This is a genomic window from Natrinema ejinorense (genome assembly GCF_002494345.1).
In the GTDB taxonomy this organism is placed as follows: Archaea; Halobacteriota; Halobacteria; order Halobacteriales; family Natrialbaceae; genus Natrinema; species Natrinema longum.
The window spans coordinates 2,816,427-2,840,668 of record NZ_NXNI01000001.1 but is presented as its reverse complement, the minus strand read 5'-3'; the positions used below and the strand labels follow the sequence as shown (position 1 = coordinate 2,840,668).

Genomic DNA, 24,242 nt, shown 5'->3' with positions numbered 1-24,242 from the left:
CGCCGGCCGAGATCGTCTAGAGGGCGAGATAGCCCGCGTTGGGCAACAGCCCGGCCAGATAGAGGAGGCCGAGCACGAACATGAACGCCGCGATGGCCATCGCCGGCGGGTCGACGTGCGTCCCGGAGTGGGAGTAGAACACGCGCTGACTCAGTTCGCCGATGAGGCCACTGATCGCGCCGAACGCGCCGGCGGCGAGCAGTGCGGCCAGCTCGCTGCCGATGGCCGGCATCGCGATCACCGCGCCCACGGCACCCAGCAGCGTGATGTGGTGGGTAACCGGAATCTTCTCGACGCCGAGGTTGAGGAACAGCAGGCTCATCGCGGAAATCGCGTAGCCCATGAAGATGCTTCCCGTCCTGAGCCAGATGAAGCCGCCGAGAAGCCCCCCGACGAGACCGATCGCGGTCACGCCGGACCACTTGTACTGGTGTGGCAGCCAGGGTTCGGTCGCCAGCCGGCCCGTCTCGGTGCCGCCGTCGGCCGCCACGCGTTTCTCCTCGCGCTCGAACGGCGACATGTCGAGGATGCTCGAGCCGCCGACCTTGCCGACGATCGGGTAGCCGAACACGATGCGGGCAAGGAACGCCGTCGCGACGACCGAGAGCGCGATGTTGTCCGTCGGGAACCCGAGACCGCCCATAACCCGGGTGATGAGCATCCCGACGACGCCGAAGATCGCACCGACCGCGAGGATGTCGGGTTTGGTTCCGAACGCGTACAGGATGTTCTTCCCGAAGTGGTAATCCCAGTCGTCGGGCTCCATCTCGGGATACTTCCGGCCGGCGTAGGCCGTCGCGGCGACGCCGCCGGCGAAGGCGATGTGGGGGCCGGTGACCGCGCCGAAGCCGATCGTCCCGGTCACACCGGTCGCGATATCTCCTGCCTCGACCGCGCCGATCTCGCTCCCGATTTCTCGCTGCAGAATGGCGATCCCTTCGCCGAGGAAGACGACGAAGCCCGTGAAGACGAACGAGGGCAACGCGCCGAGCGCCGCACCGAACGCGCCGCCGGCGAGGGAAGCGATGAGCAGCACGGCGAACCGCTCGAATTCCATGCCGATGACTGGTACCTGAAGGAGCGTCCCGTACATGGAATTATTCCTCCGCGTCGCGTGCCCAGTCGCGCGATCGTTCGACGGCGTCGCTCCAGCGGTCGTACCGCTGGTCGGCCGTCTTCGAGTCCATCTTCGGCTCGAACTCCGCGTCGACCTGCCAGTTGCTCCGCAGTTCGTCGGGATCGCTCCAGTAGTCGACGGCGAGGCCGGCCGCGTAGGCCGAGCCAAGCGCCGTCGTCTCGTCGACAACCGGACGGACGATCTCCGAGCCGATGATGTCCGACTGGAGCTGACAGAGGAAGTTGTTCTTGACCGCTCCGCCGTCGACCTTCAGCGAGCGCATCTCGATCCCCGAATCGGCCTCCATCGCCTCCGCGACGTCGCGGGTCTGGTAGGCGATCGACTCGAGCGTCGCACGAACGACGTGTTCCTTGCGCGTGCCGCGGGTCATCCCGACGATGGTGCCGCGTGCGCGCTGATCCCAGTGGGGTGCGCCCAGCCCGGTAAAGGCGGGGACGACGTAGACGCCGTCCGTCGAATCGACGCTGCGGGCGAGTTCCGCCGTCTGGGCGGGGTTGTCGATCAGCGACATGTCCTCGAGCCACTCGATCGCCGCGCCCGTGATGAAGATCGATCCCTCGAGGGCGTACTGGACGTCTTCGCCCGAGCGCTGGAAGCCGATCGTCGTCAGGAGGCCGTGATCGCTCTCGACGGCCTCGCTGCCGGTGTTCATCAGGAAGAACGAGCCGGTCCCGTAGGTGTTCTTCGCGTCGCCGGCGTCGAAACAGGTCTGGCCGAACAGCGCCGCCTGCTGGTCGCCCAGCGCACCCGCAACCGGAACCTCGGCCTCGAGGAAGCCCTCGGGATCGGTCGCGCCGTAGGTGGCGTCGTCGCTCGAGGGGCGGACCTCCGGCAGCATCTCCGCGGGGATGTCGAACTCCGCGAGCAGGTCGTCGTCCCACTCGAGGTCGTGAATGTTGTACAGCATCGTCCGCGAGGCGTTCGTGACCTCGGTGATGTGCTCACCCGTGAGGTTGTAGATCAGCCACGTATCGATCGTCCCGAAGAGGACCTCGCCGTTCTCCGCGCGGTCGCGGATGTCCTCGGGGCGGGAGCGCTCGAGTTTGATCGGATCGGCGTTCTCGAGCAGCCACTCGGCTTTCGTCGCCGAGAAGTAGGCGTCGGCCTCGAGCCCGGTCTTCTCGCGGATGGTCCCGACGAGCCCGTCTTCCTCGAGTTGTTCGACGCGGTCGGTGGTTCGGCGGTCCTGCCAGACGATGGCGTTGTGGACCGGCCGACCGGAGTCGGCGTCCCACAGCAGCGTCGTCTCGCGCTGGTTGGTCACGCCGATGGCCTCGAGCTGGTCCGGACTGACGCCTGCTTGCCCGAGCGCCTGCTGGATGACGTCTTTGGTGTTCTCCCAGATCTCCATCGGGTCGTGTTCGACCCAGCCCGGTTCCGGGTAGATCTGTTCGTGTTTCTCGTAGGCGTTCGCGACGACCTGCCCCTCGTGATCGAACACGATAAAGCGGGTCCCCGTCGTTCCCTGGTCTACTGCGCCGACGTAGGTATTCTCTGTCATTGGTGGTCACCCATACTTCCACGCGCCGTCTTTACTGGTGGGAGCGTGTCACTAGTAAACAACCCCTACGATCATTATAAATGTTTTCAAAGCCATAAATTACAGACCATATTGGTAACTACATCTGACTGTATCGAGCGTTACGAACGATTTCCGGGGGCGACTGGTCCCGATATCGTCCGACGACGGTCCGAACTACCGCCGCGGTTCACGCTACCGACTGATTGTTATGGCCGTTATCCCACCGCCGATAAAATAAAGATGCGGGTGTCCGTAGGGTCCAGTGACAGAATGGCACGCGATACCGAGGTTCTCGTACTCGGCGGTGGCTCGACCGGCTGTGGCATCGTCCGTGATCTGGCGATGCGCGGCCTCGACGTCACGCTCGTCGAGCGAGGAACTCTCACAGACGGAACGACCGGCCGCATGCACGGCCTGTTGCACAGCGGGGGGCGATACGCCGTCTCCGATCAGGCCAGCGCGACGGAATGTATCGAGGAAAACGAGATCCTTCGGGAGATTGCCGGCCACTGCGTCGAGCCCACCGGTGGCCTGTTCGTCCAGCGTCCCGAGGACTCGGACGACTACTTTCAGGAGAAACTCGAGGGGTGTCGGGAGTGTGGGATTCCCGCCCGCGTGCTGTCGGGTCGGGAAGCCCGCGAGGTCGAACCCCACCTCGCGGGCGACGTGAAGCGAGCGATCGAGGTCCCCGACGGCGCGGTCGACCCGTTCCGACTCTGCGTCGCGAACGCGATCGACGCCGAGAACCACGGCGCGAGGGTCGAAACTCACGCCGAAGTGATCGACCTCCTGCGTGACGGCGACGAGATCTACGGGGTTGAGGTTCGCCACGACTCGGGGCCGGGAAAGCGCACGCACGAGACGCCCGGCACGACCGAGGAGATCACCGCCGACTACGTCGTCAACGCGACCGGCGCGTGGGCCGGCCAGATCGGCGCGATGGCGGACCTCGAGATCGAGGTCCGACCCTCGAAGGGCGTGATGACGATCATGAACGTCCGGCAGGTCGACACCGTGATCAACCGCTGTCGACCGAAAGGCGACGCCGACATCGTCGTCCCTCACGAGACGACGGCCATCCTCGGGACGACCGACGAGGAGGTCTCGGATCCGGACGACTACCCCGAGGAGAGCTGGGAAGTGGATCAGATGATCGATACGCTCTCGGAACTGGTGCCGATCCTCTCGGAAGCCCGAACCATCCGCTCGTTCTGGGGCGTCCGTCCGCTCTACGAGCCCCCGGGGACCGGCACTCAGGACCCCACCGACATCACGCGGGACTTCTTCTTGCTCGATCACGCCGACCGCGACGGCGTGTCCGGGATGGCGAGCATCGTCGGCGGGAAGCTCACCACCTACCGGGCGATGGCCGAGGAGATATCGGATCACGTCTGCGAGAAGCTGGGGGTGACCGCCGCCTGTGCGACCGCCGACGAGCCCCTTCCCGGCAGCGAGAACATCGAAACCCTCGAGGCAGGGATGGACGACTTCGGGCTGCGCTCGCCGGTGGCTCGCCGAAGCAAGCAGCGGCTTGGAAGCCGGGCGAGCGAGGTGCTCGAGACGGACGACGCGAACCCGGTGATCTGCCAGTGCGAGGGCGTGACGCGCGCGGAGATTCAGGACGCCGTCTCCCAGTCCGGGTCGGACCTCAACGCGGTTCGCATCCGGACGCGGGCGTCGATGGGGAACTGCCAGGGCGGGTTCTGCTGTCAAAACATGGCAAACGAGCTCCACCCGACGTACGACGAGGAGACGGTCCGGGCGTCGCTCGACGAACTCTTTCAGGAACGCTGGAAGGGCGAACGGCACGCGCTGTGGGGCGAACAGCTCTCGCAGGCGATGCTCAACTACGCGCTCCACGCGACCACGATGAACCGCGATCGGGATCCAGCGAGCGCGGCGGGGGACGTCGACTTCACCGCGTTCGACGGCGGCCAACCCAGCGAAGACGAGGCCGGGACCGCCCGGGGGGCCCGCTAGATGGCGATCGAGGACGACGTCCTCGTCATCGGCGGTGGCCTCGCCGGCACGACTGCCGCACTCGCCGCGGCACAGCGGGACGTCCAGGTACGACTCGTCTCGGCCAAGCAGAGCACGCTCCGTCACGCCAGCGGGCTGATCGACGTGCTGGGATACACGCCGGACGGCGACGGCCCGCTCGTCGACCCGTTCGCGGCGCTCGAGGGGCTCCCCGACGGGCATCCCTACGAGCGCGTGGGGAGCGAGGCGGTCCGCGAGGCCCTCGCTTTCTTCGACGGGATCGCGGGCGAGGCCTACGCCGGGTCGCACACGGACGCGAACGCGCTCGTGCCGACCCACGGCGGGACGGTCAAACCGACCGCCAGATACCCGGTCGCGACTGCCGCCGGCCTCGCGAGCGACGACCGCGATACCGTGCTCGTCGGCTTCGAGACGCTGCCGGACTTCGAGGCCCCGCTGGCAGCCGCTCACCTCGAGGCCGCGGGCGCACCCTTCGCGGCCCGCGGCGTGACCGTTCGCTTCCCGGGAATCGTCCGGGACGACGCGAAGATCACGCGCTACGCACACCTGCTCGACCGCGACGAGACCCTGGCGACGGCGACGGGCGAGTCCACGGCCCGTGCAGCCCTCGTCGAGACCGTCCGCGGGCATCTCCAGGACGAAACTCGCATCGGCTTCCCCGCGATCCTCGGAGACGACCACGCCGACGAGGTCAGGGCCGACCTCGCGGACCGACTCGGCGTCGACGTCTTCGAGGTGCCGATGGGGCCGCCGAGTCTCCCCGGCATGCGACTCGCGGATCTGCTCTACGACGCGCTCGAGGACGCGGGCGTCCGCGTGACGACCGGTGTCCCCGTGGTCGACTACGAGAGCGCGGCCGACGGGACGGACGCGGACGGCTCCGAACGGATCGCCCGCGTCATCGTCGACCGCAACGGTGCCGCCGTTCCCCACCGGGCCGACCAGTACGTGCTCGCGACGGGCGGACTCGTCGGCAAGGGCGTCGAATCGGAGCGCCAGCGGGTGTTCGAACCGATCTTCGACTGCCACGTCCCCCACCCGACGGACCGCTACGACTGGTTCGTCGACGACGTCTTCGGCGATCACCCCTACGCCCAGTTCGGCCTTCCCGTCGACCGCGAACTCAGACCGCTCGACGCCGACGACGGACCCGAGTTTTCGAACCTGCGCGCGGCTGGTGCGGTACTGGGCGGCTACGACTTCGCCGCGGAGAAATCCGGCTCGGGCGTCTCGCTCGCGACGGGCTACGTCGCGGGCCAGCGTGCCGGCACGGAGGCCGGGCGATGACGGCCGAGCGACGGGACGCGGACCGCAGACGCGACTCGCGTCTCGGACTCGAGGTTCCGCACGCGAGCGAACAGCAGCGACCCCACACGAGTGACCCGCGACGACCCCACGATGCGATCGACAGCGACCGACCCACAACGGTGATTCGATGAGTGATGCAGAACAGCCGACCGACGATGGCGTACCGGGCGACGACGAGTTCGAGCCGATTCAGGTCTTTCCGGAGGCCGAAGAGATGGACCTCCGGCCGGGTGCGGACGACTGCTACAAGTGTTCGACCTGCGACACCAACTGTCCAGTCGCCGAGGTCGACGACGAGTTCCCTGGCCCGAAGTTCCAGGGACCCGAGCAGTGGCGGCTCAAACGCCAGGACGACCAGGACATCGACGACTCGGTGATGAAATGCTCCAACTGCATGCGCTGTGACAGCGCCTGTCCCTCCGACGTGCCCCTCTCACAGATGCACAACACCGCTCGAGGGGAGTACGTCGAGGAACAGATGAACAAGTTCTCGCGGGAGTACGTCCGCAACCGGATCCTCGCGAACTACCGTCGACTCGCGCCGCTGGGATCGATGTTCCCGCGGACGACGAACTTCGTGATGGGCCTCTCCGCGACGCAGTGGCTGGGCGAAAAAGTGCTCGGGATCACGGGCGAGCGGGAGTTCCCGGAGTTTGCGACGGAGACGTTCCGGGAGTGGTGGGCCGCACGCGGTGGCGCACAGGTCCAGAGCGAGGACAAGCGGATCGCCTACTTCCACGGCTGTTACTCGAACTACAACACCCCCGAGGTGGCGAAAGCGCTCGTTCACGTCTACGAACACTTCGGCTACGAGATCATGGTCCCCGATCAGCACTGTTCGGGGACGCCGATGTTCGCCAACGGCATGCTCGAGGACGCGCGCCGGTCGGCGGAGACGAACGTCCGAGAGCTCGCCGCAGCCATCGAGGACGGCGCGGACATCGTCGCCTCCTGTAGTTCGTGTTCGATGTCGCTTCGCCAGGAGTACCCCGAACTGTTCGACTTCGACGGGACCGAAGACGTCGCGGCGAACACCTGGGACGCCGTCGAGTACCTGCGCGTCCACGAGGATCTCGAGGGCGAGCTCGCAGGGGCCTCGGTCGGGGACGAGTTCGACGACTTCGCCTACCACGCGCCGTGTCACGCCCGAAATCAGGGACTCGACGGCCAGACGACGGAACTACTGGCCGCCATCGACGGCGTCGACGCCCACGACGTCGGTGACTCCTGTTCTGGCATTTCCGGCACGTACGGTTGGAAGGCGGAGAATTACGAAACCTCCATGGAAATCGGGTCGGAAATGTTCGACCACATGGAAGCGTCAGAGGCGAAAACCGGACTTACGGAGTGTCCAACCTGCTCGATGCAGATGGAACACGGAACGGGCTACGAAATCACCCACACCCTCGAGGTGCTCGAGGCGGCCCTCGTCGGGACGGAGACGGCTCCCCAGTAATGGACTTACAGGAGCGAATCGCACGCCGACGATCGGCACGGCAGGGCCGGCAGGTCGTCGTCGACCGCGACCAGCTCAGTCCCGCCGTCCACCGCCCCGAACCGGTCGGTCGCGGTCCCGTCCTGGAGCAATTGCTCGATGCGCTCGAGCCGATTTTCGAGGGCGAGTTACCGCCGCCGGTCGCGGTGGTCGGCCCGCCTGGGTCGGGGACCTCGGCCGTGGTGACTGCGCTGTTCGACGCGTTGAACGTACAGTTCAGCGGTTCGAATCGCGCGATCGCGACGACGACGCGAGGTGGCGACACCGGATCCGCGACGTGGTTCGTCGCCGTCGACGGCCGCCAGGTCGAGAGTCCGTTCGCGTTCTATCGAGCCGTGTTGGCGGCGCTCTCGAACGACCACGTCCCCGAGAGCGGTGTCGGAACCGACGAACTGCTCGATCGCCTGTCCGATCGGCTCGCCCGCGTCGATCACCACGCGATCGTCGCGATCGATCACCACGACGAGCCCGAAACCCTCGGCACTGATCGGGTCCACGAGTTGCTGGCCCCGGTCGAGGACTCCGTCGCGACCGTCGCAGTCGGACAACGCGAACCCGACGACCATCGGGGACCGACCGTCACCGTCCCTGCCTACCGCGATCACGAACTCGTCGACGTCGTGACCGAACGCGCCTCGACGGGGCTTGCCGCGGGGGCGCTCGATCACGACGCCGTTCGCGGGCTCGCCACGTGGGCGGACGGGAACGCACACGACGCCCTCGCGGCCCTGTTCGGCGCTGCCGTCCTCGCCAGCGAGGACGACACGGAGCGGATCGAACACCGTCACCTCGAGCGAGCACGAAACGACGTGCCCGACGACGGCGTCCACGTCGGCCGTCCGCTCGCACTCTCGGCGACCCGCCAGCGGGTCCTCCTGGCGCTCATCGAGATCGGGGTGACGGATCTCCCGATCCGTGACATCGCAGCGTCGATCGCCGACCGATCGTCGCTGACCGCCGGCACGGTCAAACGGTTCCTGTACGAACTCGCGGATCGGGGCATCGTCGAGCGGGTCCCGGTACCGACGGGCGACACCGGCAGCGGCCGACGGCCCAGTACAGTCGAGCCGCGGTTCCCGACGATCGCGTTCCGGTTGTTGAGTTCGCCCGGAACGCAGTCGCTCTGATCGACTGCCGTTCGTGGATGGGCAATCTATTTTGTCGGTCCCGGCTAACCGTAGTGTAACCGGGTATGACGATCGAGTTTACAGAGATGGCAGACGGGGCGGGGCTCGAAATATACGACTCGATCGAACACCGTCGCTTGCAGATCGAAACCGCGGGGACCGTCTCGTACGACGCCAGGGAGCCGGACGAGTTCGGGTTTCCGGTGGATTCGACCTGTCGACTCGAGACCGACTCGATCACCGTCACGCAGCTGTACTCCGTCACGGTTCACGACGAGACCGGCCGAACGGAGGCGAGGTTCGACGCCAGCGAGACGGCTCGACTCGAAAATCGAACTCAGTTCGTCGGCCTGAGCGGCCCGATCAAACTCTACTGTCGAATCGACGCACCCGGAACGATCGACATCGGGGTCACCTCGATTACGATAACGACCGACCGAACGACGTCGATCGAACTCGGCGCTCGATCTCCACACGACCTGCCGGTCGGAACGATCACGACGCCGCCGGACATCGAATCGATGATGCACGCCGTCTCCGCGCTTCCCTCCGCCTTGCAGACGACCTCGCCGGAACGGACGTGGCCGACCCTGCGCGGCCATCCGCCGCTGATCGAACTCGGCGACCGCCTCGACATCCCCGACTCCATCGACGAACCGACGGGCAACAGTACGCTCACCGTTCCGCCCGATTACGCGTCGCTGTATCAGGCCGCCCCGCTCGCGTTTTTCTTGGGTGCCACGATTCAGCCGGGCACGGAACCGATGCTCGAGACGCCGCGGTTCGACTACTCGCTGGCGACTGGACGCCCGCTCGAGGACGAGATCGCCGCCCTTCTGAAACGGTTTTTCTTCCTCGACTGTCTGACTCGCACCGAAGGCGTCTTCCAGTACGACCTCCTCGAGCGATCGGCGCTCGAAGACGACCTGCCCTTCGACCTCGCGGACACGTACGACCTGTCGCTCCCACACCGGCTGGAGCGGTACCTCGACGTTCCGTTCGAGCTGATCGAACCGCACGTCCCGCGGTGGCCCCTGACCGCACACGTTCCGTCCGACCCCGAAAGCGCCACGCTGTTGCCGTTCGTCGTCAACGAACTCGGGATCGTTCGCGAACCCCGCGGTCGAACGTCGGAGTCGGTTCCACAGCCGGACCCGAGTTCGGGGCTCGTTCGCTCCGCGACGACGTACCGGTCTCCGTCACCGGTCGCGGAGAACGGGAAATTCGTCGTTCCGTCGGTGACCGACGAGTCCGTCGAACACGCCTGGTTCGGCGACGGCATCCCACAGCAGGCGTCGAAGGCGACCATCGAGGCCTACCGTAATCAACTCGATCACGACGAACGGAGCGAATCGATCGAAATCCTGCTCGTCTGTAACGACGCCCGCATGATCGACGAACACGACCTCCTCGACGGAACCTACGGCAACCGGTCGGACCTCCCCTTCGAGATCCACTCGGAGTTCGGGATCGATTCGGATCGGCTCGCCGAACTGCTGGCCGACGGCGGCTACGACTTCTTTCACTACATCGGCCACGCGGTCGAGGACGGCCTCCGCTGTTCCGACGGCGACCTCGACGTCCGCACCCTCGAATCGGTCGACCTCGGCGTCTTCTTCTTGAACGCCTGTCGCTCCTACGAACAGGGCCTCGCGCTCACCCGTCAGGGGGCGTTCGGTGGCGTCAGCACGTATGCCGACGTCATCAACGAAAACGCCGTCGAGGCCGGCGAAACGATGGCTCGACTGCTCAACCGCGGCTTCCCGCTTCGAGGCGCGCTCGAGATCGCACGGACGAACGCGGGCCTCGGCGATCAGTATCTCATCGTTGGGGACGGATCGGCGGATATCGCCCAATCCGACGGCGGTGCGCCGATGCTCGTGGAGTTCGAGCCGCGTGGCGAAGATCAGTTCGACTTCGCAGTCCAGTCGTACTCGACCAAGGAGTTCAAATTAGGGACGGCGACCGCTTCGACCCTCGATTCCGTCTCGGACCGTCATCTGACACCGGGCCAAACGCCGGTTTCGCGAACGAAAAAGGGACCGCTTCGTGAGTACTTCACGTGGACCGAACTGCCGGTGTTGTCCGATGGAACGCTCCGGTGGAACGACGGGATCGGAACGCGATTACTCGAGTAAGCGAGAGTCGCTGCTGACCGGTCGTGCTATCGTGGTACGTCTCGTCGCCGCTTCGAACAAAACTGATTGAATTTTCGTCGCCGCGTTACGGTCCGATCTGGGACGTGCTTCCTGCTGCCACCGAGCCGGCCTGACTGAGCAGGACGAACAGGGTGAACAGGGCGCCGATCATTCGTGGGTGCTGTGCGAGGTAATCCTTCATGCTGTCTTTCGCGGACATTACATTCCATTGGTTGTCGCCGATGGAAATAAATTTATCTTATACTTCCGGAGAGGAATTATCGTGATAGAACTGCAATCGGACTCGAGTGACGGATTCGACCGGATACCGGTTGCCGCTACGCGTCGCTCGGTTCGTACTCGAGGCCGGCGGTGGTGTGATCGACCAACAACACGGCACCGGCACCGACGACGGCCGCGGCAACGGCGACCAGAGGCCGTTCCAGCGGTCCCATCCCGAGGTTCGTCATGACCTCCGTGACCGGGAGCCGCAACGCACCCACCATCAAACTCACCAGGAAGGCGAGCGTCGCGGCCCGGTACGCCGCGAGGGCGCGCCGAACGGCGTGTGCCATCGTGAACAGTCCGACGAACACACCGAGCCCGAAGAGCGCGATGACCGTTCCAGTCTCGACGACGGGCGCGAGCCCGTTGCCGTCGAACACCCCGATCAGCGCATCGATGAACGCACTCGGCACTCCCGTCATGTACTCGTACTGACCGAGTATCAACAGGAAGAACGCGCCCGAAACCCCCGGTAGAAGCATCGCACAGATCGCAACCCCTCCCGCCAACACGATCATTGCCGGCCCGTGCGAGGCGGTGGTCTGGGTAAGCCCCGTCACACCGGCGGCGACGACGACCCCCGCGGCCGAGACGACGACACGGCGGCGCGTCCACTGCTCGATCTCACCGTACAACACGATCGCCGACGCGCCGATCAATCCCGAAAAGAAGCCGTAGGTCGGAACCGGGTACTCGGTCACCGCGGTATGCATCAGCTCCGAAAAGGCGACGATGGCCGTCCCGATCCCCAGTCCAAGCGCCACCAGAAACGCCGCGTCGATCCGCTCGAGTTCCGTCCGCAGCGCCGTTCGCCCTGTCGGCTCGTGGACGCGCATCGCTGGTCGGAACGCACGGGGGTCGATCGCCGTAATCGCCCGAATCAGCCGATCGTAGATGCCCACGATCAGTGCGATCGTCGCTCCCGAGACCCCCGGGACGACGTCGGCCGATCCCATCGCGAATCCCTTGCAATACACCGTGAGAAACTTCCGCATTGCTCGAGGGTATTCGTTCCGCAGCAAAAGGCTTCTCACTTCACGCGTCGACCGAACCGGGACTCGAGGGGCGACGGGCCGATCCGACGTAGTTAGTGTGCTGGTTCGACTGCAACGGGTGTGATCGATTCAGCCGTTTCGTTGGTAGTCGCACCGTCGGTCGTCGACTCGGTGTCGCTCGACTCCGTGGTCCCGTCGGTTCCGCTGGTTTCGCTGCCGGTCGTTTCGTTGCCTTCCGTTGGCTCCTGCGTCTCGAGTTCCTCGAGGGTGACGTCGACCGTTTCACCGTTGACCACGGCGGTTTCGGAGACCGTCGTCTCGCCGGTATACCGGACGACGCCGTCCCCGCTTGGAATCACGGTACCGATGCTGTAGTTGCCGACCGCTTCGACGCTACTGTTGGTGTGGCCGTCGTCGACGCCGAGCTCGTCGTCGGTCGCGTACGGAACGGTCATCTCGAAGCTACCGTCCTCGGCGAGTTCCGTCTGCTGTGCGTACGTGAACGTTCGGCCGGTGTCGGTCTCGAGTTCGACCGAGGTCCCGACCGTCGCGTTGGCGGCGTCGATGCCGCTCGTGTCGTCGATGCTCCCGGTAATCGTCGCTCCCTCGACGCGCTCGAAGGTCTTCACCGACGACGTAACGTGAGCGTCCCACAGCTGGATACCGGACAGCTGCGTGACTGCATCGTTACTGCGGGCTGTCGCGAGCTGGCTGTTGATCCGTTGCGTTTGATTGTTCCATCCCGAACTCGTGAGTTGCAACGAATTCCGCGGGTACGGGGTCCCACGTACCATCATACTCCCGACGATCGCGTACTCGTCGCTCTCGTGGACGAGTCGGTACTGTTCCATCCCCGTGGCGTCATCGAGATACAGCGACGCCATCGTCGTATTGTCGTAGTTGCTGTTCATGCTCGGCAACTCCCTCGTGTTGTTGCCGACCTGGTACTGTTCGGTTCCGACGTACGACCTGTAATCGGGGCCGGTCCATCGAGTAATCGCACTGAACTTTCCGCCGACCATCTGGTCGTCGATCATCACGTAGCGGATCTCCTCGTCGGTCTCGTTACCGTCGACGAGGCTCTCGAGTTCCGCGTTGGATTTGTCGGTGACGGAGCCGCCAGCGGCGATCCCATCGAGGATCAGTTCCGCTCGTTCCTCGGAGCCCGCAGTCAAGTACGCCGACGACGATCGCGCGTTCTGCTGGAACGGGTTCGAGTGGGGAATCCGTTCGCCCTGCGTGGTTATCAGGTGGCCGTAGTCCCACCACGACATCACGCCGTAGGACCCGTCCGGATACTCGTAATCACCGTCCCCAGGGCTATACGCGCCGTAGTAGTCGAGTTGGTCGGCGTTGTTCGGCTCGCCGTAGTTGCCCGGCGCAGGGGTGTTCTCCGCGAGCCAGTGATTGGATTCCTCCCAGGTCGTGGCGCTTCCATGCGGTTCGGTGTTCTCGGCAGTGCTCCATGCAGTCGCCGTGGCCAGCGGTGGCAACAACGGCGCGAACAGGAGGAGCACGACTAAGACGACGACGATGACCTGATAGGTTTCGACCTGCCGGAGCGACTCGAGGCTCCCGGCGAGATCCAGATCGAAGAGCCTGACGAGTTCCGCGACGAACGCGGCGTTGACGATTGCGACGGCGAGCAGGAGGTAGTACGAGAAGCGAACCTGTGTCGCCGACATGCTAATCAAGAACAGCGACCAGACGATGATCAGGGTGTGCTCGGCACGGAATTTCCGGTCGAACAGCGGCCGAATCGCGAGGAATGCGAGGCCGGCGAGCATCGTATAGAACGCGCTGCCGAACTCCCGGAAGACGCTCCCGAAGAAGTCCTCGGGCGGCTGTGCTTCCTGAATCGTGAGGTCAGTCGTCGCGCCACCGAACGGGAGCATGCGACGGGTCGCGTTCCCGATGAGGGTGTCGAACAGTCCCGGAAGGACGAGCCACATCACCAGCAACGTTGCGCCGATGAGTCCGCCGACGGCGACGGGATAGTACGCGCGCTCGAGGCCGCGGTCGTTCCACTGGCGAGCCAGCCAGGCCATGAAGACACAGCCAGCGGCGACGAGAAGGGCCGTCAGCGGCTGGAGGAAGCCGAAGCTCGTCGAACTCATACTACCGGGTCGCTCTATCAACAGTGCGGTCAGGACGGCGGTCACGCCGAGACTCACCGCGCCGACGAAGGCGACGTGATCCGGCGAGATCCCGCGGAGGTAATCGAGACAGAGCTGTACGGTGAAGAAGACGCCGAAGATACCGATCAGCAAGACCGCGGACGGCCAGACCCAGATGTACAGCGTGAGCGCGAGGCCGGCGAGCCCGCTGTAGAGGGCGGGAGTCCGGAGCGCGTCCCAGTCCCCGTCGACGACCAGTTCGTAGATCGGCTTTTCGCGTTCCGCCACGGTGAGCGCGACCATCATCGCGAGGACGGCGATCGCCATGAACAGGACCTCACCGACGTGGTGGTCGAGCTGTCCGACCGTCGAGCGGGCGAGGAACTGTCCCTTCGCGAGCGCGAGGACGAGGACGGCGACGATGCCGCCGATCGTCCCGCCGAGCCGGCGACCGGCATAAAAGACCGGGATCGCCACGAGTGCGGCCATCACCGGAATCGCGAGCAGGGAAACGGCGTACAGCGTTTCGGTGGACGGATCGCCGAGCCCGACGATCATCGCCGCGGTGACGATGAGCTGGTCGAACAACGTCCCGAACTGCCCCACGTAGTTTCCGGTTGGGAACCCCGTCCAGACCTCGTACGGAACCGTCTGTGGATAGTTTTCGGCCGTCCAGCTGATCGTTCGCCACTGATACCACGAGTCGATCCCAGCCAGCGCGGGCGTGCCGTCGTCGGTAATGAACCGCCCGTACGCCTGGGTTCGCAACCAGACCATAAACAGCATCACGACCCCGAGAACGGGGAGATGATACCATTCCCGCCACGTCTCGAGGATGGAGGTTTCGGTCCCGTCCTCGACGTGTTCTGTGTCGGTACTCATTAGGTTGCACCAGACCCAACCCAAGAATAAGTCTTGTTATATACTCGTGGGATCGCTGACACCCGCTCCCCCACCAGGCGTCTCCCCTCGGTCGGTCGAGTACCGTGATCCTCGTTATAGCGATCCCTCGTGAACGAAAAAGCTTATTCTGGCCTCTCCGAAATCCGTTTCCCAATGAAGCTCTCCGTCGTCATTTGTACCTACGCGATGGAACGCTACGACGTCTTCTCGGAGTGTGTCGATAGCGTCCTCGCCCAGACGTACGACCCACTCGAGATCGTCCTCGTCGTCGACGGCAACGAGCCGGTCTTCGAGCGCGTCCAGGAGGATTACGGCGACCTCGACGACGTCGTCCTCCACTGTAACGAGGAGAATCAGGGGATTTCCTACAGTCGAACTCGAGGGGCGAAGATCGCGACGGGTGACGTGGTCGCGTTCATCGACGACGACGCTGTCGCCGAACCCGACTGGATCGCCGAACTGGCTCGGGTCTACGACGAGACGGACGCAATCGCGGTCGGCGGCCACGTCGCGCCCGACTGGGTCACCGACAAACCCGATTTCTTCCCGGAGGAGTTCTACTGGCTCGTCGGGTGTGACGAGCGCGGAATGGGCGAACATATGGAGGAGTTACGGAACACGTACGGTTCGAACATCTCGTTCCGGCGGGACGTGTTCCTGAACGTCGGCGGCTACGACGAGAACACGGGCCGAAAGGGCGATCGACATATCCAGGCCCACGAAGCACCCATCTGTATCCGAATGGCAAACGAGTACGGGAAGGGCGTGATCTACAACACCGACGCGGTGGTCCACCACAAGCTGTTCGACTACCGTGGCGACTTCCAGTGGCTCGTGTTTCGGTCCTTCTGGCAGGGGTATTCCAAGCGGATCATGGATCTGCTCTTACCGGAGGCGTCGGGGGACAAGAACGAGTACTTGGGCCAGCTCATGCTCGAGTTCGTGCCGGACCGGCTCTCGGATCTGATCGGGAAGCCGTCGATGCCACAGGTGAAACAGCTCGTGACGATCTTCGTCTTTACCGCGGCGGTCGGCTTTGGCTACCTCTATGGACTGATCGACGTCGATCGCTCGCGATTGATAGCCGGTCGAGACACTGGGGTCGGTAACTGATCGGTCGGTTCCGAGGTGTTTTTCACTCGGACGCTCGCTTACACAACCAATGAACATCCTGGTTACCGGAGGCGCAGGGTTCATCGGGGGCCATCTCGCCGAGCAGTTCGTTCGCGATGGACACGACGTCGTCGTTCTCGACTCTCTGGAACCGTTCTACGATGTCGGTATCAAGGAACGCAACGTCGAAGTCGCCAGGGAAGCTGCGACGACAGGAGACGGTCACTACACCTTTCTCGAGGGTAGCATCACGGACGAAGACCTCGTAACGGACGCTATCTCTGATGTCGAATTCGTCTTCCATCAAGCCGCCCAAGCGGGAGTACACGCGAGTGTCGAAAACCCGGAAAAGACGACCCGGATAAACGTCGAAGGGACGTTTACTGTGCTTGAAGCGGCTCGAGCGGCCGGTGTGAATCGATTCGTAAACGCAAGCTCCTCGTCGGTGTATGGCAAACCCGAGTATCTACCCTATGACGAGGATCATCCGACGACGCCCGTGAGCCCCTATGGGGCCTCCAAAGTCGCTACCGAACAGTACGTCCGCGTCTACAATGAGGTGTACGGGCTTCCGACTGTCTCACTACGGTACTTTACGGTGTATGGCCCGCGAATGCGACCAAATATGGCCTTTACGAACTTCGTTTCGCGGTGTTTCCACGGCGAACCGCCCGTCATCTTCGGTGACGGATCACAGACGCGGGACTTTACTTACATTGACGACATCGTCGATGCGAACAAGCGATTGCTCGAGACCGACGCTGCCGACGGCGAGGTGATGAACGTCGGGTCGACGGATCGAATTACGATCGACGACCTCGCCCACGTCATTCGGGACGAAATCGACCCGTCGATCGACATTGAGTACGCCGACCCCCGAGATGGCGACGCCCAGCATACCCACTCCGACGTATCGAAAGCCCGACGAGTGCTCGGATACGAGCCCAGCGTCTCGATCGAGGAGGGCACGAGGAAGTTCATCGAGTGGTACCGCGAGAACGAGGACTGGTACGACCCACTGGTTCGACGGTCGTGATATGCACTTCCGGGGTCCCGTCCGATAGCGAGTACCGGACCGTCGGATCGGGTCTCGGAGACATCTCGTCAGGGGAACCGATACTGTCGAACGCCAAGCAAAGAGTATAACCAATCGCCGCGGGAATTCTGCTGTAATCGAATGACAGCCGACGACAGCCTTCAGGTTCTCCATCTAGTCACTGCGAGGGAGATCTTTTTCGACCAACAGATCGAGGTTCTCGAGGAAAAAGGCGTTGACTGTACGGTGTGTGTCGTTCCAGGAGCCGAACAGATCGACGGTGACATGGGTGGGCGTCGCGGCGTGAAAGAATACCTCCAATACTTTCCTCGCGTCCGTCGGGAGTTGCGTCGAGGGGAATACGACCTCGTACACGCGAATTACGGGCTCACTGCACCGTATGCAGTTACACAGTTTCAACTTCCCGTCGTGTTGACGCTGTGGGGATCGGACGTTGTCGGATTTGACGGACTGGTGACGAAAGCGTGTGCGTGGCAGTGCGATGCCGTGACAGTTCGAAGTCGAGAGATGCGCGAACTGCTGGGACGTGACGACGCACACATCATCCCCAGTGGGGTCGATCTCGAGCGATTCAAACCGATCGACGACCGTGTGGCGCGTGAGGAAGTCGGCTGGCGTACCGATCGGACGCACGTTCTCTTCCCCTACTCACCCGACTACGAACGGAAAAACTATCCACTGGCAGAGCGCGTCGTCGAGCGAACCCGAAAACGGATCGATAGTGAGATCGAACTCCAGACGATATCCGGTGTCCGTCACGAGGAAGTGCCACTGTATATGAACGCCGCCGACGTGCTCTTGCTCACTTCGGAGCACGAGGGGTCACCGAATACCGTTAAGGAGGCACTGGCGTGTAACCTCCCCGTCGTCTCGACGGACGTCGGTGACGTTCGGGCACGGCTCCGAAACGTCTCCCCGTCCGGTGTCGGCGAGACGGAAGACGAGCTGGTCGCACAGCTGGTCTCGGTACTCGATGCGGACACGCGCTCGAACGGACGTGAAGCCGTCCGGGAAGTCAGCTGGGATCGGATCGGGGATCGCCTCAAAGAGATCTACGCGCGAACGATCGACTCGGCCTAGTCTTTGACTTCCAGATAGCCTAACGCCTCGAGATGTCCCTCGTCGACTTCGTCCTCGGGTGCCTCTAACTGCTCGGGATCCGACTCGAACAGTCGAGTCGGGATCTGCCGCTCGAACCTCGAGACGACCCGCGAGTGCTCCTCCGCGACCGATTTCGACTCCGTGGGATCGTTTTCGAGGTCGAACAACGATTTATCGTCTCCAACGGAGAGGTATTTCCACCCGTTACTTCGAGCAGCGGTGACTGATTCCCGCGAACACTGTGCGCCGATCGAGTACACGTCGCGTTCGGCCCCCTCGAAGAGATTCGTTCCCAAAAACGGACGCGTCTCGGTTTCGATATCGTGAAGTGCACAGATCGTCGGCGCGAGATCGATCAGCTCTCGCTGGTCGCTTATCGTTTCTGGGTTCTCTTCCGGTGTCTTGGTTATCAGCGGAACGTGAATTAGTTCGTCGTATGGGTAGTTTCGATGAAAGTATTTTCCGTGATCGCCGAACTCTTCGCCGTGATCGCTAGAGAACAGTATCGCGGTCTCCTCCCAGAGGTCCAATTTCGAGAGTTCGTCGAACAGCCTCGAGAGTTGCTGTGAACAATAGCGGAGATCGGAATCGTACAAGTCGATAAGCGTCTCCCGTTCCGCAGCTGAAACGGCTTCTGGATCCGTTCCGGCTTTCTTCATTAACTCTCGGATTCGAGTTTCCGACACCCCGTCGTGATATGCGGGGCTGTTGGTGTGGACACCGTATGGCCGATGACCTTCCATATAGTGCAGCCACAGGAAAAACTCATCGTCGCCTTGCTTCTGTAGCCAGTCGTTTGCAGTATCGGTCAGCACCTCGGCACTAGTGTATCCCTTGAACTCGAACCCTTCCCCCAATACGGCGTCGTATGCCCGTTTCGCTTGCTCGTAAACGGGACTCTCTTCCGGAATTTTGTCACCGATGTACTGTGCGGCCCGTCGGGTTCCCTGCGATAGTCGTTCGATCGGTCCACGGTTTTGATTTGCTTCTTCGTAATAGGTGTCCCGCCCGAGATCGACGAATTCGTCGAACATCAGGCCGCCTTCGTACTGTCTAAATCCCGTCCGTGTTCCGATCGCTGCCGTCTGGATTCCCGCGTCGCTGACCGTCGATCCGATCGTCGGGAGTTCGTCCAATCGCTCGTACGCTAGATATCGGGACGTGTGAAACGAGGGGACCGAGATGCGTGTGTATGGCCCGTTAGCAAAGGCGTTGGTAAACTTCGTTCCGTCCGCCAACAATCGGTCGAGAGCCGGCATCGTCTCGCGTTCGTAGCCGTATTGACCGAGATGATCCGCACGAAGGGCATCGACGGTGATCAGAATCGTATTCATACTTTTCCCCTTTTCATCGATAGCCAAGCGCCTCAAGTCTATCCATCATTTCTTCCTCGTCGTCGTAGGTGATATCGTCGTCGGATTCCGATCTGTTTTGTGTTAGTTCTTCGACTCGATTCTCCATCCGTGCTGAAAGATCGGTCGCTATATCTGGGTTCTCTTCGACGACGTTCCGATTCTCTCCCGGATCCTCTTCGAGATTGTACAACTCCTCACGAGCAGCGTGTTGAAGATCACAGTACCGACAGGTTCCGTCGTCGAGCGCCCGTATATACTTCCAGTTGTCTGTTAGTATCGCACGACGTCGCTGGGCATTGGCCTCTCCGGCAAGGATTTCCGTTCGATTGACCGCTTCACCGTCTTCGATGACCGGTCGCAGCGACTGACCGTCCGTCGGAGGTGCGTCATCTATCCCTGCATAATCATACATCGTCGGGAGAACGTCCATTATACTCACGAGTTCGTTGACCTCCGTCGGTTGCTGACCCGGAACGTGAATCAATAGGGGGATACGTACCGTACACTCGTAGAGACCGTGATGCTCGTAATAAATTCCGTGTTCACCGAGGGATTCTCCGTGATCCGAGAGCGCGACGATCATAGTCGTATCGTACAACCCTCGATTTCGAAGTTCCGATACCAGGGCACCGAGTTTGGCATCACTGTATCGCACTGCAGCGTCGTATCGAGCGTCGATAAGTCCCGTCCCTGGATCGGACTCCGTTTCGATCCAAGGTTCGGATCCCTCGTAGACGACACCGCCGGATCGGAGACTGTTCGCAGTTATTGATTCCTCCGGGTACTCCGAAGCGACGGCTTCCAGCGATCTGGAATCGCCGTATTCGTACCGATCGAGACATTCCTCGACGTACCCCTTCGGTGCGGAGTACGGGGTGTGCGTATCCATCCAGTGGACGAAGCTATACGCGCGGTCATCGCCCTCGAGAGTTTCGACGATTTCGTCCGCCGCTTCCTCGGGCTCCGCATAGTCGGTTTCTTCGGATTCGAATATTTTGTTGTAGACGCCGGATATCGTATCCCCGATCGACGGATGAACGTTATACAGGAGTTTGCTCATCCGTTTTTCGAACGCACGTCGATGCCAGTGAGTCGATGAGACGTTCGGATACTCGTCGAACCCGCGCTTGTGCCACCTGCCGAGGGGACGCCCGATCTTGGACGTTGCGAACCCGTTTCGGCTGAATACCTCGGGTGCAGATTCGACGGCTTCGACGGCTGCCTTCTCCTCGCTAGTCACGTGCGTTCCGTGATTACGCACTCCGTGTGACAGTGGATGCTGTCCCGTTTGCAGCGAGGTAACCGCCGGGTCCGTGGCAGTCGTCGTACTGTACGCCTGACTAAAGAATACGCTATCGCTCGCAAGTTCGTCTAAATAAGGGGTGAGATCTCGACCATCGTCGGACTTGACCCTGTCCGCACGGAGTGCATCGAGGACAACGACGATGACATTGTCTATCATTAGTTGCCCGCAGTAATCAAAGGCAGAATATATATTTGTCGACCAAGAAGCTGGAATTGATCGACCCGTGGACGACTATTTCAGAGACGGCACGAGCGTGGACCTATTGGTGTGTTCTGGCTCTCTCTAATACGATGACGGAATTATCCACCCGAGCATACCGAAAATATCAGCAAAACGGTCTCCAAAGTGTTCTCCTGAACGGCTGGGACATCGCGTACCGGAAATCGCTGTTAAAGCGATTCGTTGCACCGGCACTTCTCTCGCGTACGTCTCGGCCGGTCCTCGATACGAACTCGCTCGCTGTCTGGGCGGATCAGCATGGACGGCGGTGGGATGTTCCAACCGAGGCGGTTCGACCAGAAATACCGACGAAGGACGTCACGGACACTCAGGATGGATTCGATTCACTCGAGCATCGAGACCCCCCAGAGCCGTTCGTCTGTGAAGTCCCCGATGCGCAACTCTGGGCCGCTGCTGGCCTTGGTCTTACAGGCGATGGCTCGTTTATCGGCGATACGATTTCGTTTCAGTGGAATCTCGAAAATCGCCTTCAGACGGCTCTCTCGGTCGTCCTTCACGAAAGGAACCCCATCCAAACGGGACGGCGAACGCTTACCAGGAACGGAACACGGCCACAGGACGGACCAACGGTCGATTCGGTCTGTACACTCGTCCCACTCTGGGACAACTATTATCATTGGACGGCAGAATCGCTCACGAAACTCATGGGCGTCTCTTTGTACGAACGCGAAACGGACAGATCGCCGAAACTCTTGGTGCCAACTGATCCCCCCTCGTGGATGACTGAGTCTCTCGAACTGCTCGGGTTCGGTCCACGGAGATGGATCCAAACGGGTGCCGACACGATGCAGGTCGATCGTCTCGTCGTCCCATCGTTCCCCGATCCGTCGCCCGAAGAATGTCAGTGGCTGCGTCAGCGTGCCTACGACCGGCTCGATATCGATTCCCCCGGGAACGACGAGCGGATCTACATCTCGAGGTCCAACGCGACTCGCAGGCGAATCGCGAACGAGGCGGACGTGATTTCGACGCTCGAACGGTTCGGGTTTACGTCCTATACACTTGAGGATCTCACGGTCAAAGAACAGATCGCGTTGTTCGCGAACGCTGACATCGTGATCGGACCGCACGGAGCAGGGCTAACCAATATCATCTACTCGTCGGATACCACCGTCGTTGAACTGTTCGGCGATTGGCTCAAATCGACGTTCTATCGGATCGCATGTCTGTGCAATCTCGAGTACGAGTACCTACAGTGTGACAGTCACGGGGTTGATCTCTACGTAGACACTATGGAATTAAAAGACAAAGTAATGAAACAGATCGGGTGAAGAAGTCAGGGCATCAGTGGTATGCAACTGACTTATGTCGTCTTAGTTAAGAATAATATATTTAATATAGTTTTTGTAGAGTAAAATCACATGGGGCCACACTGACCGTCAAATATGTTGTTATATCGGTGATGGTTGATGGTGATTGCTTCTACACGTCATGAATTGCCTGTAATTAGATGTGGTACTGTAAAATCCATGACTGTACAGGTGTTATTCCGCTACCAGAAACGAAAAGTACATATTACTGTATTGCTCCAACCGGTAGACGTATGCGGCTTGGTCAAACATCAATTATCCATTTTGCTTCTCGACTTTTATCGTCCGTACTAGGGTTCGTTGCGACGATATTTATTGCGCGGCTTCTCGGTCCCGAAACGCTTGGTATCTACTATCTCGTGCTCTCAACAGTAGCATGGTTAGGTATCGGCGTGAAAATGGGAATTCCAGAAGCTATTAACAAACGCGTCAGCGAAGGCGAAGACGAAGCGGCCTACGCGATTGCTGGTGGGACCGTTGTTGTTTCCCTCTTCCTAGTTATGTCTCTACTAATATTGTTATTCAGTGGGTGGATAAACGACTATATCGGATATCCAGCTTCGGAAGTTATTATTCTGTTCCTGTTCGTCAACCTCGCGAAGTCGGTTGTAAATGCGATTCTGAGCGGTCAGCATCTTGTCCACGTCTTGGGTGTTTTTAGTCCGATTCGTACTGGGACGCGGAGCATCGTGCAGATCGGGGCTATACTCGGTGGATTCAAAATCACAGGTCTCTTTTTCGGATATACTGTCGGTTACGCACTCGTCTCTGTGGCTGGACTGTGGATCGTGGTTCGCCGATTTAAAGAAATACAGACACCGAGTGTGGACCACTACCGAAGACTCCTCTCCTACGCGGAGTATTCATGGCTCGGAGAGATCCGTTCCCGTGCGTTCAACTGGGTCGACGTAGCCGTCCTCGGATTCTTCGTGTCGTCGTCACTCGTCGGTATCTACACGGCGGCCTGGAACATCGCGGTGTTTCTAATACTGTTCGGTGGGTCACTGAGCCAGACGATGTTCCCCGAGATGAGTTCACTCTCGGCCGAAGAAGACGCACAATCGGTAACAGACCTATTCGAAACCGCACTCACGTACGGCGGCTTGATTCTCATTCCGGGACTCATCGGGGGAACGCTACTCGGGGAACGCCTCCTCCGAATATATGGTGAGGAATTCACACAAGGCGCGACCGTGCTCTCGGTACTCATCGTTGCAACCCTCATCCAGGGATACCAGCGTCAGTTCACGACGACACTGGATGCCATCGACAGACCGGATGTCTCTTTCAGAGTGAATGCCGTATTCATCGGTGCAAACGTGATTTTAAACGTCAGTCTGATCCCTACCTTCGAAGTCGTGGGCGCAGCGGCGGCGACCGCTGCATCGGTCGCCATCAGCCTCGTCGTAGCCTACTTCTCACTCTCGTCACTGATCGAGTTCTCCGTTCCGCTCGGCGAAATTGGGAAACAATGGGCTGCAGCAGTCGTTATGGGCGGAGTCGTCTATACTGGCCTCTGGCTCGAGTCAGCGTATATTTCTGTCGGCAATAACATTGTCGTAGTGTTAACACTCGTCGGTTTCGGTGCAGCGGTATACTTCGGAACGCTGTTTGCCATCTCCTCGTATTTCCGGACAACCGTCGAACAAAACATTCCGGTCGATTTCCCGGCGGTTTGAAATCAATGGCCGGACGGACATCGCCGCTCGATCGACAGGCTCGGAGGACGAT

General features: G+C 61.5%; 18 protein-coding genes. 11 read left to right on the top strand and 7 right to left on the bottom strand.

The features are described 5' to 3' along the window. Positions 1-16: 16 nt before the first annotated feature. Together CP557_RS14110 and glpK are read right to left on the bottom strand one after the other, a co-directional pair. On the bottom strand, positions 17-1,093 hold the full coding sequence (locus CP557_RS14110) for a hypothetical protein (RefSeq protein ID WP_097380497.1): 1,077 nt from the start codon (positions 1,091-1,093) through the stop codon (positions 17-19). A gap of 4 nt (positions 1,094-1,097) precedes the next feature. Then, the gene (gene glpK / locus CP557_RS14105; protein ID WP_097380496.1) at positions 1,098-2,639 is read right to left on the bottom strand and encodes a glycerol kinase GlpK; all 1,542 of its coding nucleotides are present in this window, start codon (positions 2,637-2,639) and stop codon (positions 1,098-1,100) included. Between the two features lie 291 nt (positions 2,640-2,930). Between glpK and glpA the strand changes: the two genes are divergently transcribed. The 6 genes from glpA to CP557_RS14080 all read left to right on the top strand — a co-directional run bounded on the left by glpA (position 2,931) and on the right by CP557_RS14080 (position 10,729). Then, on the top strand, positions 2,931-4,640 hold the full coding sequence (glpA, locus tag CP557_RS14100) for an anaerobic glycerol-3-phosphate dehydrogenase subunit GlpA (protein ID WP_097380495.1): 1,710 nt from the start codon (positions 2,931-2,933) through the stop codon (positions 4,638-4,640). Next, positions 4,641-5,948 carry a glycerol-3-phosphate dehydrogenase subunit GlpB gene (glpB, locus tag CP557_RS14095; RefSeq protein WP_097380494.1) on the top strand — a complete coding sequence of 436 codons (1,308 nt, stop codon included), beginning with the start codon at positions 4,641-4,643 and terminating at the stop codon, positions 5,946-5,948. It abuts the gene before it with no gap. Continuing rightward, positions 5,945-6,100: a hypothetical protein gene (locus tag CP557_RS22615; RefSeq protein ID WP_169924386.1), complete on the top strand. Its 156-nt coding sequence runs from the start codon at positions 5,945-5,947 to the stop codon at positions 6,098-6,100. The genes glpB and CP557_RS22615 overlap by 4 nt, the downstream gene beginning before the upstream one ends. After that, a complete protein-coding gene (locus CP557_RS14090) occupies positions 6,097-7,425 on the top strand; it encodes an anaerobic glycerol-3-phosphate dehydrogenase subunit C (protein ID WP_097380493.1) in 1,329 nt (442 codons plus the stop codon). The genes CP557_RS22615 and CP557_RS14090 overlap by 4 nt, the downstream gene beginning before the upstream one ends. Continuing rightward, the gene (locus CP557_RS14085; RefSeq protein ID WP_097380492.1) at positions 7,425-8,591 is read left to right on the top strand and encodes a Cdc6/Cdc18 family protein; all 1,167 of its coding nucleotides are present in this window, start codon (positions 7,425-7,427) and stop codon (positions 8,589-8,591) included. Before CP557_RS14090 ends, CP557_RS14085 begins: the two co-directional genes overlap by 1 nt. 65 nt (positions 8,592-8,656) lie before the next feature. Further along, complete coding sequence (locus CP557_RS14080) at positions 8,657-10,729, top strand: hypothetical protein (protein ID WP_097380491.1); 2,073 nt, start codon at positions 8,657-8,659, stop codon at positions 10,727-10,729. 85 nt (positions 10,730-10,814) lie between these two features. Here the strand turns inward: CP557_RS14080 and CP557_RS23300 are convergent, their stop codons facing one another. The 3 genes from CP557_RS23300 to CP557_RS14070 all read right to left on the bottom strand — a co-directional run bounded on the left by CP557_RS23300 (position 10,815) and on the right by CP557_RS14070 (position 15,008). Further along, positions 10,815-10,949, bottom strand: a complete 135-nt coding sequence (locus CP557_RS23300) for a DUF7503 family protein (RefSeq protein WP_277612558.1) — start codon at positions 10,947-10,949, stop codon at positions 10,815-10,817. Between the two features lie 118 nt (positions 10,950-11,067). Further along, on the bottom strand, positions 11,068-12,009 hold the full coding sequence (locus tag CP557_RS14075) for a DUF368 domain-containing protein (protein ID WP_097380490.1): 942 nt from the start codon (positions 12,007-12,009) through the stop codon (positions 11,068-11,070). Between the two features lie 92 nt (positions 12,010-12,101). Then, positions 12,102-15,008, bottom strand: coding sequence for an oligosaccharyl transferase, archaeosortase A system-associated (locus tag CP557_RS14070; protein ID WP_097380489.1), 2,907 nt, complete (start codon positions 15,006-15,008; stop codon positions 12,102-12,104). A gap of 174 nt (positions 15,009-15,182) precedes the next feature. Here CP557_RS14070 and aglG point away from each other — a divergent pair, with 174 nt between their 5' ends. The 3 genes from aglG (at position 15,183) to CP557_RS14055 (ending at position 18,279) form a co-directional block, all read left to right on the top strand. After that, on the top strand, positions 15,183-16,142 hold the full coding sequence (gene aglG / locus CP557_RS14065) for a glucosyl-dolichyl phosphate glucuronosyltransferase (protein WP_097380488.1): 960 nt from the start codon (positions 15,183-15,185) through the stop codon (positions 16,140-16,142). Positions 16,143-16,191: 49 nt separating this feature from the next. After that, on the top strand, positions 16,192-17,178 hold the full coding sequence (locus CP557_RS14060) for an SDR family oxidoreductase (protein ID WP_097380487.1): 987 nt from the start codon (positions 16,192-16,194) through the stop codon (positions 17,176-17,178). Positions 17,179-17,319: 141 nt separating this feature from the next. Next, positions 17,320-18,279 (top strand): glycosyltransferase, encoded by a 960-nt coding sequence (locus CP557_RS14055; RefSeq protein ID WP_097380486.1) that lies wholly within the window; start codon positions 17,320-17,322, stop codon positions 18,277-18,279. On the opposite strand, the gene CP557_RS14050 is transcribed toward CP557_RS14055, so the two are convergent. After that, the gene (locus tag CP557_RS14050; protein ID WP_097380485.1) at positions 18,276-19,634 is read right to left on the bottom strand and encodes a sulfatase; all 1,359 of its coding nucleotides are present in this window, start codon (positions 19,632-19,634) and stop codon (positions 18,276-18,278) included. The two genes, CP557_RS14055 and CP557_RS14050, sit on opposite strands and share 4 nt — an antisense overlap. Before the next feature lie 13 nt (positions 19,635-19,647). Next, entirely contained in the window at positions 19,648-21,117 is a 1,470-nt protein-coding gene (locus CP557_RS14045) for a sulfatase family protein (protein ID WP_097380484.1), read from the bottom strand. 134 nt (positions 21,118-21,251) lie between these two features. Between CP557_RS14045 and CP557_RS23295 the strand changes: the two genes are divergently transcribed. Next, positions 21,252-22,472, top strand: a complete 1,221-nt coding sequence (locus tag CP557_RS23295) for a glycosyltransferase family 61 protein (RefSeq protein WP_097380483.1) — start codon at positions 21,252-21,254, stop codon at positions 22,470-22,472. A 272-nt stretch (positions 22,473-22,744) separates the two neighbouring features. Beyond that, a complete protein-coding gene (locus tag CP557_RS14035; RefSeq protein ID WP_097380482.1) occupies positions 22,745-24,190 on the top strand; it encodes an oligosaccharide flippase family protein in 1,446 nt (481 codons plus the stop codon). Positions 24,191-24,242 lie beyond the last annotated feature (52 nt).